The sequence below is a fragment of the Micromonospora sp. NPDC049559 genome (genome assembly GCF_040676675.1).
Classification (GTDB): domain Bacteria; phylum Actinomycetota; class Actinomycetes; order Mycobacteriales; family Micromonosporaceae; genus JBFAPK01.
Map to the genome: position 1 here is coordinate 81,305 of NZ_JBFAPK010000034.1, position 13,241 is coordinate 94,545.

The window sequence follows — 13,241 nt, forward strand, 5'->3', positions numbered from 1 at the left end:
CTGCCGCCCCCGTCCAGATGGCGGAGCCGACCGTTCGGACGGGCAGGGGCTCCCGCCGCCGGGCGGCGGCGGGAGCCCCTGCTCCGACGCCCGGGGGTGGGGCGCCGTCGCCGCGTCCGTGGAGCGGGCGCCGGATCAGCAGCCGACCACCCAGTAGCTCGGGCCGGTCTGCTTGAGCGTGCTGGTGTAGAAGGTGTTGTAGAGACCCATCTGCTGCCCCGAGCCGAGCGCGTACGCGTACCCGCCCGAGGTGTAGGCGCGACCGGCCTGGACGTGCGCGTAGTTGCTGGCCGTGACGCAGACCGGGGCGGTACCGCCGGTGGTGGCCGAGACCGTGCCGGAACGGGCGCCCTCCACCCCGCCGGAGCCCACGGCGCTGACCGCGTACGAGTACGTGGTCGCCGCGGTGAGCCCGCTGTCGACGTAGGAGGTGCCGCCGACCGGGGACGAGGTGACCCGGGTGCCGTTGCGGTAGACGTGGTAGCCGGTCGCCCCGCCGACCGCGTTCCAGCTCAACGAGACGGAGTTGGCGGTGGTACCGGTGACGGCGAGGCCGGTCGGCGCGGCCGGCGCTCCCGGTCCGGGGTCGCCGCCGCCCGATCCGTCGAGCCCGAAGAAGAGCGCGTCCCGGTACGCCGAGCAGATGGTGTCCAGGAAGTACGCTCCGGCGGTGCCGCACTGGTCGGCGCCGGAGCCCGGGTCGACCGGGGTGCCGTGCTGCATGCCGGAGACCCGGTAGAGGCGCACCGCGTCGTTGCCGTACACCTCCAGGCTGGTCCCGCCGGGCAGCGACGACGTGCTGGTGGGAGTCTGCGAGACGCCGAGGACGTTGGTCCACTGGTCCCGCGACTCCGTCGCGTTGGCCGGTACGACCGTGGTGTCGGAGGTGCCGTGCCAGATCGCCACCTTCGGCCGCGCCCCCGAGTAGCCGGGGTAGGCGGCGCGGACCAGGTCGCCCCACTGGGCCGGGGTCTTGTCGACGCCGCTGTACTGGCAGGTGCTGGTCGCGGCCGGGGGCGAGCAGCGGTACGGCAGTCCGGCGATCACGGAGCCGGCCGCGAAGGTGTCCGGGTAGGTCGCCAGCATCACCGAGGTCATCGCGCCGCCGGCGGAGAGGCCGCTGACGTAGACCCGGTTGGCGGCGGTACCGAAGTTGCTCTTCGCGTAGTCGACCATCTGCTTGATCGACAGCGCCTCGCCCTGGCCCCGGCTGATGTCGCCCTCGGTGAACCAGTTGAAGCAGGAGAGCGCCTGGTTGGCGCTCTTCTGCTCCGGCACGATCAGGGTGAACCGCCACTGGTCGGCGTACTTCCGCCAGCCGGAGTTGGTGAAGTAGGTGTTCGCGTTCTGGGTGCAGCCGTGCAGCAGCACCACGGCCGGCGCGCCGCTCGGCAGGTTGTCCGGCCGGTAGGCGTACATGGTCAGGTTGCCGGGGTTCGAGCCGAAGCTGGCGACCTGGGTGAGGCTGGCGGCCTGTGCGGGAGCGGCTCCGGTGAGCACGGCCGCGGCGAGCACGACGGGTACGGCGGCGGCTCTGGCGAGCCGGGCGAGGACAAGTGCGGATCGACGCACGGTCGGCCTCCTGGTGGCAAGTGTGTGAGCAGAGTCACCCCCGAATTGCCGAGACGTTACGTCCGTATGACGGAGTTAAGACATGGTCCGCGATCACACATTCGCCGCCGTCACCATGTGCCGCGCGGTCGGGGGTCCACATCGGAGCCCTCGGCGGATCCGTGGCTCACAACCGGCGGCGCAGGCAGACCCGGGGCCAGCGGTCCAGCCCGAGCGCGGCCTCGTGCCGCCGGATCGCCCGCAGCCCCGGGCCGATCTCGCCGTCGGCCATCACCTCGAAGCCGCACCGCGCGTAGTACGGGGCGTTCCACGGCACCTCGACGAAGGTGGTGAGGGTCAGCGCCGGCAGACCCTCCGCCGCCGCGTGTTCGGCGGCGTGGTCGAGCAGGCGGCGGCCGATCCCGCGCCGCGCGCTCGCCGGGTGCACCGAGACCTGCTCGACGTGCAGGTTGCCGTCGACGACCTCGGCGACCAGGTACGCCACCGGCCGGTCCGCCGCGTCCGTGGCGACCCAGGCCCGCCCCGCGCGCCGGTACCCGTCGAGCACGTCGAGCGGCAGCCCCTCGTCGCCGGCGATCTCCGGCATTCCCACGTCGCGGAACCAGCGCCCCGCCGCGACCTCGATCTCCCGCAGTACCGTCAGCTCCGCCTCGCGCGCGGCTCGGATCGACATCGCCGCATTCTGCCCGCGCCGCCACCGCGACCTCCACGGGTTTCCCGCCCGAGCCGGGCCACCCGCGCCGGAAGCGGGCCGCCCGGACGTCACCGCACTCCAGGTGCTCGCCATGATCTCGGCGCTGCCGAACCAACCGGAGCGCGGCCCGACGATCGAGCCGTACCCGGACATCGTGCTCAAGGGGCCGCGTCCCTGACCGGCGCCGCCGGGGACAGTTCGACGCAGCAGCGGCCGGGGTGCGGGGCGAGCCGCGCGTGCACCTCGGTGGCGCCGAGACCGTCGAGGAGCCCGGCCAGGAAGGCGTGGTTGAGCCCGCAGATCAGGCCGGTGTGCCGGGCGGCCAGGGCGTGGAACGGGCAGTTGTGCAGCAGCACCCGCCCGGTCGTGGCCTCTGGCTCGAAGCCGAGCTGGGTGAGCGCGGCCAGCAGGTCGGGACCGTGCCCGGCGCGCAGCGCGGACCCGAGAGTGTGTCCGTGGCGGTGGGCGTGTTCGGTGGCGGCCCGGTCGGCGCAGCGCGGGTCGTCGGCGACGGCGGCGGCGAGGATCTCGGCGACGAGTCGGTAGCGGCGCTCGGGGATGCTCACCGCGATCTCGTCGCCGGTCGCCTCGTACACCTTCGGGGACCGGCCACGGCCGCGGGGCTGGCCGGGCGGGGCCTGGTAGCGGGCTTGCAGCAGGCCGACATCGACGAGCTTGTCGAGGTGGAACGCGGCCAGGCCGCGGGACATGCCGGTGGCGTCGGCGGCCTCCTCCCGGCTGACCGGGCGCCCGGCGCGGCGCACATGGTCGTACAGGGCCCGCCGGGACGGGTCGACCAGGGCGGTCATGCCGGCCCACGGGTCATGCGCGCTCACCCACCGACATTAACACCAACCGGCACTGTTGAAATTGTTCTGCACAGGAGCCAGGATGAGCATTAGCGACAGCCCCGGTTGGTGAAAATGTGGGGAGGCCCCGGCGTGCACGTCCTGGACCAGGCCACGGCGGCCGGGACGTCCGCGTGCCCGGACCCGCTCCCCACCCGGCCGCCAGCACGGTGTTCCGGACCGGGTCGCTGCCCATGTCCCTCGGCGTGAACGGCGGTTGAGATGACGATTACCCCACTGCGGGTGGCCCGGCAACGGCCCGCCCCGGACCTGGCCGCGGCCGAGAACGCCGCGGCGACGTTCCTGACCGCCCTCGGCGTCGACCTGAGCGCCGACGGCCTCGGCGAGACCCCCGGACGGATGGCCCGCGCCTACGCCGAGCTGCTCACCCCGCGCGAGTTCCAGCTGACCACCTTCGCCAACGACGAGGGGTACGACGAACTGGTGCTGGCGCGGGGGATCCCGATCCGGTCCGTGTGCGAACACCACCTGCTGCCGTTCATCGGCGTCGCCCACGTCGGCTACCTACCCGGGCAGCGGATCCTCGGGCTGTCCAAACTGGCCCGGGTGGTGGAACTGTTCGCCCACGGCGCCCAGGTGCAGGAGCGGCTGACCAAACAGGTCGCCGACTGGCTGGCCGACCACCTGCACCCGAAGGGCGTCGGCGTGGTCATCGAAGCCGAACACCTCTGCATGACCCTGCGCGGGGTGCAGGCCGTGGGTGCCACGACGGTCACCTCCACCCTGCTCGGCGCCCTGCGCGAGGATGCCCGTTCCCGGGCCGAGTTCTTCAGCCTCGCCGGCCTGACCCACTGACCGCTGGCACCCGTACCGGCCGGCACCCCGAACCGGCATCCCTCCCCGAACCGCCACCCTCTCGTTGCGAAGGAGATCCGCCCGTGCGCGACCAGCCGTTGTTCGCCATCGTCGGGGCGTCGCTGACCGGCGCGAAGGCCGCCGAAGAACTACGCCGTGCCGGCTTCGGAGGCCGGATCCTGCTGGTCGGGGAGGAGACCGAGCGGCCCTACGAACGCCCACCGCTGTCGAAGGGCTACCTGCTGGGTACCGATCCACGGAACAAGGCGTACGTGCACGAGGAAGGCTGGTACGCCGACAACGGAGTGGAGCTGCTGCTCGGGGTACGGGCCACCGGTCTCGACCCGAGGGGACACCTGCTGACGTTCGATGGACACGACCCGGTGCGGTACGACAAGCTGCTGCTGGCCACCGGATCGCGGGTACGCCGCCTCGACGTCCCGGGCGCCGACCTGCCCGGCGTGCGCTACCTGCGTACCCTGCCGGAGGCGGACGCGCTCGCCGAGCGCGTCCCGGGCGCGACGCGGGTGCTGGTGGTCGGGGCCGGCTGGATCGGCCTGGAGACCGCCGCGGCGGCGCGCGGCCACGGCGCCGAGGTGACCGTCGTGGAACTGGACCGCGCGCCACTACGCCGGGTCCTCGGCGACGACGTCGCCGAGGTCTACACGGCCCTGCACCGCGCGCACGGCGTCACGTTCCACTTCGGCGCCGGAGTCCGGGAGTTCCGCGCGGGCGAGGATGGGCGGCTGGCCTCGGCCGTGCTCACCGACGGCACCGAGCTGGCCGCCGACCTGGCGATCGTCGGGGTCGGGATCAGCCCGGCCACGGAACTCGCCGAGGCCGCCGAACTGGCCGTCGACAACGGGATCCTCGTGGACGAACGGCTCCGCACCAGCGACCCCGACATCCACGCCGCCGGCGACGTCGCCAACATCGCCCATCCGCTGCTGGGTCGGCGGATCCGGGTGGAGCACTGGTCCAACGCGCTCAACGGCGGCAAGCTGGCCGCCCACGCGATGCTCGGCGAACCCGTCGCGTACGACCGCGTCCCGTACTTCTTCACCGACCAGTACGACCTCGGCATGGAATACACCGGCCACGTCGAGCCCGGCGCGTTCGACCGGGTCGCCTTCCGTGGCGACCCGACCGTTCGCGACCGCGCGACACCGCCGTTCCTCGCCTTCTGGGTGAGCGGCAACCGGGTGCTCGCCGGGATGAACGTCAACATCTGGGACGTCAGCGAGCCGATCGCCGACCTGGTGCGCGCCGGCCACGCCGGGCGCGGCGTCGACCTGGCGAAACTCGCCGACCCGAACGTGGCCCTGGCGGACCTCCTGGCCTGAGCCACCGGCCCCCGTCGGTACCTCGCCGCGCCGGTCGGCGCGCGTCCGGCCGTACCGGGCGAGCGCCTACGCCGGCGTCCGGCGCGGGCGTCAGCGTCGGCGAGGTCGCGGCTGCCCGCCGAGTACCGGCCCCAGGGCCTCCTCCTCGAAGGCCAGGTGCGCGAGCAGCCGGTCGGAGAGGGTGTCCAGGGCCTCCACGAGCCGTCCCCGCAGGGCGGCGTCCCTGCCGTCGCCGAGGTTGCGGGCCGCCCCCTCGACCTGGTCGAGCAGGTCGGAGATCACCCGGTGGTCGGCCTCCAGCTTGTCGATCGTGGTACCGAGCTCGGGGGCCATCCGGCGCAGCGCCGGGAACATGCCGGCGTCCTCGTTGCCGTGGTGGCCGTGCACGAACTGGCAGTAGCTCAGGCAGTTCACCCGCAGTTGGAACAGCGGTCCCCGGCTCTGCAGTTCGCGCAGCCCCGCGCGAATCCCACCGGCCGGTTCGCCCGCGCCGGTCGCCGCCGCCAGCCGCCGGACCGTGGCCAGGTCGCGCCGGAGCATGCCGTGTACCCACTTCAGCTCGTCGAGCAGCCCGCCGCCCGGCGCCGCGCTCGCCGCCCGGCCGTCCCGGCGTACGTCGTGCCCGCGACCGCCCCCGGCGCCGCCGGCGCCCCGGCCGTCTTTCCCACCGCCGGCGCCCCGGCGGCTTCCGGCGCCCCGGCCACCTCGTCCCCCGCCTGCACCCCGCCCGCCGGAGGCGCCGCCTCGGGGCGAGCCGCCTGACGCCCGCCGCCCGTCGCGCCGATCCCGCCCTGTCACGCGTTCAGCTTCCCGACAACGCGTGCTGAAAGGCAAAGAGTCGTGACGCACCGCTCGTCGATCAGGGAGCTGTGGTCGGGGATATGTCCGGGGACGGGGCTTTCGCGGCCGCCACGACTCCATGATCGACGGGACGGTCCCCTGTCGGTACGCGGGCGCCCCCTGCCGGCGCCGTCGGTGCCGGCAGGGGACCCCGCTCACCGCTCAGCAGTCGCGCAGCTCCGGCGACTGGTTGCGGATCTGGGCGACCGGGGAGATGAAGTCCCGGTAGGTCTCGCCACCCACGGCGGAAAGCTTGAAGGCGGCCACCCGGTGGCAGTTCTGGAACGCCAGCTTGACCCCGAAGTGGCGCTCCAGCCCACCCCGGATCGCGTCGCTGGCCAGCGCCCGCAGCAGCTGGCCGCGCTCGGCCTCGCTCGGCGGCGGTACGGCGTGGTCGGCGAACTCGGCCGTCGTGTCGACCGAGCGCTTGGCCACGTCGGAGACGACCGCCCAGGCGTAGGGCAGCGACCGCCGGACGCAGTCGACGAACTCGTCGTCGTCGACCCGTCCGGACTCGGCCCGCTCCAACAGGGCGGCGGGTACGTCGAGGGACATGCTCTCTCCTTCGGTACTGAGGGCTGCCGTTGACTTACGGCAGTCTATTAGTTACGGACCGCTACATCGATAGCCATCGGGGAAAGTACGAAGTCCGGATCGATCTGGTGAGCCAGGTCCTCGCCGACCCGTTCGCTGGCCCAGGCGCCGGCGTTGCGCAGGTGGAACTCCGCCGCCTGCCGGCTGTACCTGGCCCAGTCCTTCGGCGTGGCGTCGACCGTGGCCCGCATCAGTTCGAGGGCCCGCCGGTTGGCCGGCTCCAGCGCGTCGATCGGCCGGGGCGCGCCCCGCTCGGTGGACTTCACGTACGCCGAGCGCCCGACCCAGGTGAGCAGGTCGTCGCCGACGTGCTCGCGCAGGAAGGCGACGTCGGTCTCGTCGTCGACCTTGTTGCCGACCACGTGGATCCGTACGCCGTAGTCGCGGGAGTAGCCGACGTACTGCCGGTAGACCCCGACGCTGCGCAGCGTCGGCTCGCAGACCAGGAAGGTCGCGTCGAAGCGGGTGAACAGGCCGGAGGCGAACGAGTCGGCACCGGCGGTCATGTCGACCACCACGTACTCGCCGGGGCCGTCGACCAGGTGGTTGAGCAGGAGTTCGACCGCGCCGACCTTCGAGTGGTAGCAGGCCACCCCGAGGTCCTCGCTGGCGAACGGCCCGGTAACCGCCAGCCGCACGCCGCCGACCTCGCGGACCAGCGCGTCGTAGATCGGGTTGGGATCGGCGACGGTCAGCAGCCGGGACCCCCGGCCGGGCGGCGTCGTCTTGACCATCGCGGCGGCCGAGGAGATCCGCGCGTTGTCGCCGCGCAGGTACTCCTTGATCTCGGCGAGGTGGTCGCCGAGCGCCGGCAGCAGCACCGCCTCCCCCTCGCCCGCCCCGAGCGCGGCGGCGAGGTGCTGGTTGATGTCGGCGTCGAGGGCGAGCAGCCGCGACGCGGGCCCGCCACCGGCGAGGTGGCGGGCGAAGAGGGCGGCCAGGGTGGTCTTGCCGCTACCGCCCTTGCCGACGAACGAGATCTTCACGGTACGAGTTCCTCCAGTACACTTTCGGCAACCATTTGCATTGGAAATCATTTTCAATAGCTTCGTCAAGTTTCCCGGTCCGATGGGCGTGTCGGGCCACGATTGATAACCTCCGGCGGTGTCGACCTCCCCAGCCCCGGTCGCGGGTCCGACCCCGGAGTCAGCCGGAGTGCCGGCGCCGGCCCGGTGGGCCCACTGGCGCGCCGACCTGATCGCCCTGGTCACGGCGGTCGGCCTGGCCTTCTGGGTCACCGGCGGGCTCTGGCTCGACCCCAACCAACGGGCGATCACGGTCAACACCAGCGACCAGGCGCTCTTCGAGTGGCTGCTGGCCTACGGGGCGCACGCGCTCACGCACGGCGAGAACCCGCTCTTCACGTACCTGCTCAACGTCCCCGACGGGGTGAACCTCGCGGTCAACACCTCGATCACCGTCTACGCGGTGGTCTTCGCCCCGCTGACGTACCTGATCGGACCGCCGGCGACGTTCCTGGTGATCCTCACGCTCAACCTCGCCGGCACCGCGCTCGCCTGGTACTGGCTGCTCTCCCGGCACCTGGTCCGCAGCCCGGTCGCGGCGCTGCTCGGCGGCCTCTTCATCGGCTTCTCACCCGGCATGGTGTCGCACGCCAACGCGCACCTGAACTGGAGCGCCGGCTGGCTGGCGCCGCTCATCGTCTGGCGGGTGCTGCGGCTGCGTGAGCCCGGGCACGCCGTACGCAACGGGGTCCTGCTGGGCGTGCTGGTCGCCATCGGCTTCTCGATCGCCGCCGAGGCGCTCTTCTTCACCGCCCTGGCCAGCGGGGTCTTCCTGCTCGTCTGGGCGCTGGACCGGCGCCGCCGCGGCGAGGCGCGCGACGCGCTCCCGGCGTTCCTGCGCGGTCTCGGCGTCGCCGCGCTCGTCTCGGCCGCGCTGCTGGCGTACCCGCTCTGGCTGCACTTCGCCGGGCCGCAGCGGTTCGGCGGTACCGGCTTCAACCCGGTGATCCACGCCGAGGACATCGCCGCCTACGGCGTCTTCCCGCAGCGCTCCCTGGCCGGGGAGGTCGGGCTCGACACGCGCCTGGCGCCCAACCCCACCGAGGAGAACTCCTTCTTCGGGCTGCCCCTGCTCGTCCTGGCGGTGGCCTGCTTCGTACTGCTCTGGCGGCGCGGCGACCCGCAGCGGCGGCCGAGCGTACGGGCCCTCGGGGTCACCGCCGTGGTCTTCGCCGTCCTCTCCTGGGGACCCCGGGTGAAGATCGCTGGGGCGCACACGGACGTGCCGCTGCCGTACGCGCTCCTCGGGCACCTGCCGGTCTTCAACGCCGCGCTCCCCTCGCGGCTCGCCCTGGTCGTCGCGCCGGTGATCGGGCTGCTCCTCGCCCACACCGTGGACCTGCTCGTCGCCCCGGTACGGGGCGAGCAGCCGCTGGACGCTTCCGCGCCGGGCGAGCGGCCGGGGCCCGGGGGTGCCGGCGCCGGCCGGCGGCACCGACTCCGGGCCGCCGCCTGGACCGCGGCGTTCGTCGTGGCGCTGCTGCCGCTGGTACCGGTGCCGCTGCTCACGCTCGACCGCGAGCCGCTGCCGCGCTTCATCACCTCCGGCGAGTGGCAGCGGTACGTCTCGCCCGGCGGGGTGCTGACCCCGCTGCCGTTCACCATCGACGTGACCCCGGACGGGCAGCGCTGGCAGTCGTACGCCCTCACCCACGACCAGCAGGAGTTCGCCCTCCCCGCCGGCTTCTTCCTCGGCCCGGGCGGGCCGGGCGGCCGGGGACGGATCGGGCCCGTTCCCCGGGCCACCGACGCGCTCTTCGCCGACGTCGGCCGGACCGGCGAGGTACCGCGGATCACCCGGGCCAACCGGGAGGAGGCGCTGTCGGACCTGCGGCACTGGCGGGTCGAGGTCGTGGTCCTGGCCGACCGGGTGCACGGGGCGAAGTACCCGGTTCACGTCGACGCGCTGCGCGAGACCGCGACCGAGCTGCTGGGGCCGCCCGAACGGGTCGACGACGTCCTGCTCTGGCGCATCCCGCCCGCCTGACGCCCCGGCCGCCGGCACGCCGGTGACCGGGCTCACCGGTCCCCGCCGCGCCGAACCGGATTACGCTGGCCTGGTGACCAGCACCGTTGTAGGCCTTCGGGCCACCAAGCTCGGGGTAGTCGACTACCTGACCGCGCTGGAAGAGCAGCGCCGCCTGCACGCCGCGGTGGTGGAGGGGACCGAGCCCGACACCGTCCTGCTGCTCGAACACCCCAGCGTCTACACGGCCGGCAAGCGCACCGAGCCGTGGGACCGGCCGACGGACGGTACCCCGGTGATCGACGTCGACCGCGGCGGGAAGATCACCTGGCACGGGCCGGGGCAGCTCGTCGGGTACCCGATCCTGAAGCTGCCCGGGGCGGAGACGGGTCAGCCGGTCGACGTCGTGGCGTTCGTCCGCCGTACCGAGCAGATGCTGATCGACGTCTGCGCCGAGCTGGGCCTGCGGACGCAGCGGATCGAGGGGCGCAGCGGCGCCTGGGTGCCCGAGGACGACCGCGGCCCGGCCCGCAAGGTCGCCGCGCTCGGCCTGCGCATCGCCCGCGGCGTCAGCCAGCACGGCTTCTCGATCAACTGCGACTGCGAGCTGGACGCCTACGACCGCATCGTGCCGTGCGGCATCCGCGACGCCGGCACCACCTCGCTCAGCGCCGAGCTGGGCCGCCGGGTGACCGTGGCCGAGACGCTCGCCGTGGTCGAGCGCCACCTCGGCACGCTGCTCGGCTGACCGCCGCGAGGCCGGGGGCCGCCGCGAGGCCAGGGGCCGGCGCGCCGGCCCCCGGAACCCTCAGGGCGTGAGGCGCTGCAGGTCACGCGGGAACGCGGTGACCTCCCGTACGTTCGCGGCACCGGTCACCCGGGACACGAACCGCTCCAGCCCGATCGCGAAGCCCCCGTGCGGCGGCATGCCGTGCCGGAAGGCGTCCACGTACGACGCGTACGGCTCGATCGGCTCGCCCCGGTCGGCCAGCGCCGCCACGTAGTCGGCGTACCGGTGCAGCCGTTGGCCGCCGGTGACCAGTTCGACCCCGCGGAAGAGCAGGTCGAAGCCGTTCGAGTGGCCGGGACGCGCCGGGTCGGGGTGGGTGTAGAACGGCCGCTTGGCCATCGGGTAGCCGGTCACGAAGAGGAACTCCGAGCCGTACCGCTCGCGGGCCCACTCCCCCAGCGCCCGCTCGTGCGCCGGGGCCAGGTCCGGCTCGTCGGCCGGCGCCCCGGCGATCGCCAGCGCCTCGGTGAAGTGCACGGCCGGGATCTCCGCCGGTACCGCCGGCAGCTCGGCGCCGAGCCCGGCCAGGGCGCCGCCCGCCCGCCGCGCCACCTCGGCCGCCATGCCGGCGAGCACCTCCCGCAGCACCGCCATCACGTCCCGGTGGTCGGCCACGAAGCCGAGTTCGACGTCGAGCGAGGTGTACTGCGCCAGGTGCCGGGTGGTGTCGTGCGGTTCGGCCCGGAACACCGGCCCCACCTCGTAGACCCGCTCGAAGACCCCGACCATCAGCTGCTTGTAGAACTGCGGCGACTGGGCCAGGTAGGCCGGGCGGCCGAAGTAGTCGAGGGCGAAGACGTTCGCCCCGCTCTCCGTCGCCGACGCCACGATCTTCGGGGTCTGCACCTCCACGAATCCGAGCGCGTCCAGGGTGGCCCGGAACCCGGCCACCGCCGCCGCGGAGACCCGCAGCGCCGCGGACCGGGTGGGGTGGCGCAGCGCCACCGCCGCGTGGTCGAGCTGGGTCGGCAGGCTCGCCGTCAGCTCCGGCCGGTACAGGTCGAACGGGGGCGGTACGGCCGGCTCGCCGAGCACCCGTACCGCCGGTTCCGTCACCTCCACCCCGGCCGGCGCGGCGGGGTTGGCCACCACGGTCCCCACCACCTCGACCACGGTCTCCTCGGGCAGTTCCTCGATCCGCGCGCGCACCGCCGGGTCGGTGACCACCACCTGGGCCAGGCCGGCGGCGTCGCGCAGGATCAGGAAGGCGACCGACTTGAGCAGCCGGCGGCGGTGGATCCAGCCGGCCACGGTCACCGTCTCGCCGGCGTGACCGGGCAGGGCGGTGGACGGTACGCGTACCACGTGCCTCACTCCTTCGTCGTCGCGGCGTCCCGGCCTTCTCGGCCGTACGGGCGCCGGCACCGTTCCCGAATGGAGTGGGCGAGCGGGGACTCGCGGTACCACCACACCTTCGCCCCCGCCGCGGCGGGCGGGGGCCTCGTTCGTCGCCCGTGTCGTGGGCCGGACGGCGGGTTCTACCGGGCGCGCCGGGCGCCGTTCTTCCCGCGGCTCGGGAGGGTCTTCCCGCCCCGGCCGGAGGCCGCCTTCACAGCTGGGGGCGGCTCTCTCGGCTCCGGTGGTCGAGGCGGTACTCGGCTCCGTCATCGCCTTGGTCGGCGATGCTAGTGCCGGCCCGGGCCGGGCCGACAGCGAATTACCCACGACGGGTGAGTGGGCTCACCCCGTACGGAAACGTGAGTCCCGTCGCCCATGCTGCCACCCGTCCGGACCGGCGCGTAGGCTCGGATTCGTGACCATTGCTCCCGAGGGACGCCGCATGCTGCGGATCGAGGCCCGTAACGCCGAGACGCCGATCGAGCGCAAGCCGCCATGGATCAAGGTCAAGGCGAAAATGGGTCCCGAGTACACCGAGCTGCGCGGCCTGGTCTCCCGCGAGGGACTGCACACGGTCTGCCAGGAGGCCGGCTGCCCCAACATCTACGAGTGTTGGGAGGACCGGGAGGCGACCTTCCTCATCGGCGGTGACCAGTGCACCCGCCGCTGCGACTTCTGCCAGATCGACACCGGCAAGCCGGCGGAGTTCGACGCCGACGAGCCGCGCCGGGTCGGCGAGTCGGTCGCCACCATGGGCCTGCGCTACGCGACCGTGACCGGCGTGGCCCGCGACGACCTGCCCGACGGCGGCGCCTGGCTCTACGCCGAGACTGTCCGGCAGATCCACGCCCTCCAGCCCGGCTGCGGCGTCGAGCTGCTGGTCCCGGACTTCAACGGCGACCCGGCCCAGCTGGCCGAGGTCTTCGGCGCCCGGCCCGAGGTGCTGGCCCACAACGTCGAGACGGTGCCCCGGATCTTCAAGCGGATCCGGCCCGCGTTCCGGTACGAGCGCTCCCTGGACGTCATCACCCAGGCCCGGGCGGCCGGCCTGGTCACCAAGTCCAACCTGATCCTCGGTCTCGGCGAGGAGCGGGCCGAGGTCTCGCAGGCGCTGCGCGACCTGCACGCGGCCGGCTGCGAGCTGATCACCATCACGCAGTACCTGCGGCCGACGCCGCGGCACCACCCGGTCGAGCGCTGGGTCAAGCCGGAGGAGTTCGTCGAGCTGCGTGAGGAGGCCGAGCAGATCGGCTTCGCGGGCGTGATGAGCGGGCCGCTGGTGCGCTCGTCGTACCGGGCCGGGCGGCTCTACCAGCAGGCGATCGAGGCTCGGGCGACCGCGTAGGTCCGGCGTCCGGCGGGGGCCCACCGTACCCCGGCGAAGCCCGTCAGGCGTGACGGCTTCCCGGGGTACG

12 protein-coding genes are annotated in these 13,241 nt (G+C 73.4%); 5 read left to right on the top strand and 7 right to left on the bottom strand.

What is annotated here, in order from left to right:
* Positions 1-135: 135 nt before the first annotated feature.
* The 3 genes from AB0J86_RS29500 to AB0J86_RS29510 form a co-directional block, all read right to left on the bottom strand.
* Complete coding sequence (locus AB0J86_RS29500; RefSeq protein WP_363860905.1) at positions 136-1,572, bottom strand: PHB depolymerase family esterase; 1,437 nt, start codon at positions 1,570-1,572, stop codon at positions 136-138.
* Positions 1,573-1,738: 166 nt separating this feature from the next.
* Positions 1,739-2,245: a GNAT family N-acetyltransferase gene (locus tag AB0J86_RS29505; protein ID WP_363860906.1), complete on the bottom strand. Its 507-nt coding sequence runs from the start codon at positions 2,243-2,245 to the stop codon at positions 1,739-1,741.
* A gap of 179 nt (positions 2,246-2,424) precedes the next feature.
* Positions 2,425-3,102: a helix-turn-helix domain-containing protein gene (locus AB0J86_RS29510; RefSeq protein WP_363860907.1), complete on the bottom strand. Its 678-nt coding sequence runs from the start codon at positions 3,100-3,102 to the stop codon at positions 2,425-2,427.
* A 234-nt stretch (positions 3,103-3,336) separates the two neighbouring features.
* On the opposite strand from AB0J86_RS29510, the gene folE reads away from it, so the two are divergent.
* Positions 3,337-3,930, top strand: a complete 594-nt coding sequence (gene folE, locus AB0J86_RS29515) for a GTP cyclohydrolase I FolE (RefSeq protein WP_363860908.1) — start codon at positions 3,337-3,339, stop codon at positions 3,928-3,930.
* An 83-nt stretch (positions 3,931-4,013) separates the two neighbouring features.
* Positions 4,014-5,273 carry an FAD-dependent oxidoreductase gene (locus AB0J86_RS29520; RefSeq protein ID WP_363860909.1) on the top strand — a complete coding sequence of 420 codons (1,260 nt, stop codon included), beginning with the start codon at positions 4,014-4,016 and terminating at the stop codon, positions 5,271-5,273.
* 90 nt (positions 5,274-5,363) lie between these two features.
* Here AB0J86_RS29520 and AB0J86_RS29525 read toward each other — a convergent pair whose 3' ends face one another.
* From AB0J86_RS29525 to AB0J86_RS29535, 3 genes are all read right to left on the bottom strand, one after another.
* Positions 5,364-6,071 (bottom strand): hemerythrin domain-containing protein, encoded by a 708-nt coding sequence (locus tag AB0J86_RS29525; RefSeq protein WP_363860910.1) that lies wholly within the window; start codon positions 6,069-6,071, stop codon positions 5,364-5,366.
* Positions 6,072-6,275: 204 nt separating this feature from the next.
* Positions 6,276-6,668 carry an SCO5389 family protein gene (locus AB0J86_RS29530; protein WP_363860911.1) on the bottom strand — a complete coding sequence of 131 codons (393 nt, stop codon included), beginning with the start codon at positions 6,666-6,668 and terminating at the stop codon, positions 6,276-6,278.
* A 47-nt stretch (positions 6,669-6,715) separates the two neighbouring features.
* Positions 6,716-7,693, bottom strand: a complete 978-nt coding sequence (locus AB0J86_RS29535) for an ATP-binding protein (RefSeq protein ID WP_363860912.1) — start codon at positions 7,691-7,693, stop codon at positions 6,716-6,718.
* Between the two features lie 118 nt (positions 7,694-7,811).
* Between AB0J86_RS29535 and AB0J86_RS29540 the strand changes: the two genes are divergently transcribed.
* Together AB0J86_RS29540 and lipB are read left to right on the top strand one after the other, a co-directional pair.
* Positions 7,812-9,719, top strand: a complete 1,908-nt coding sequence (locus AB0J86_RS29540) for a DUF2079 domain-containing protein (RefSeq protein ID WP_363860913.1) — start codon at positions 7,812-7,814, stop codon at positions 9,717-9,719.
* Positions 9,720-9,792: 73 nt separating this feature from the next.
* A complete protein-coding gene (lipB, locus tag AB0J86_RS29545; protein ID WP_363860914.1) occupies positions 9,793-10,446 on the top strand; it encodes a lipoyl(octanoyl) transferase LipB in 654 nt (217 codons plus the stop codon).
* 60 nt (positions 10,447-10,506) lie between these two features.
* Here lipB and aspS read toward each other — a convergent pair whose 3' ends face one another.
* On the bottom strand, positions 10,507-11,793 hold the full coding sequence (gene aspS, locus AB0J86_RS29550) for an aspartate--tRNA(Asn) ligase (RefSeq protein WP_363860915.1): 1,287 nt from the start codon (positions 11,791-11,793) through the stop codon (positions 10,507-10,509).
* Between the two features lie 475 nt (positions 11,794-12,268).
* Between aspS and lipA the strand changes: the two genes are divergently transcribed.
* On the top strand, positions 12,269-13,171 hold the full coding sequence (gene lipA, locus AB0J86_RS29555) for a lipoyl synthase (RefSeq protein ID WP_363860920.1): 903 nt from the start codon (positions 12,269-12,271) through the stop codon (positions 13,169-13,171).
* The last annotated feature ends 70 nt before the right edge of the window (positions 13,172-13,241 follow it).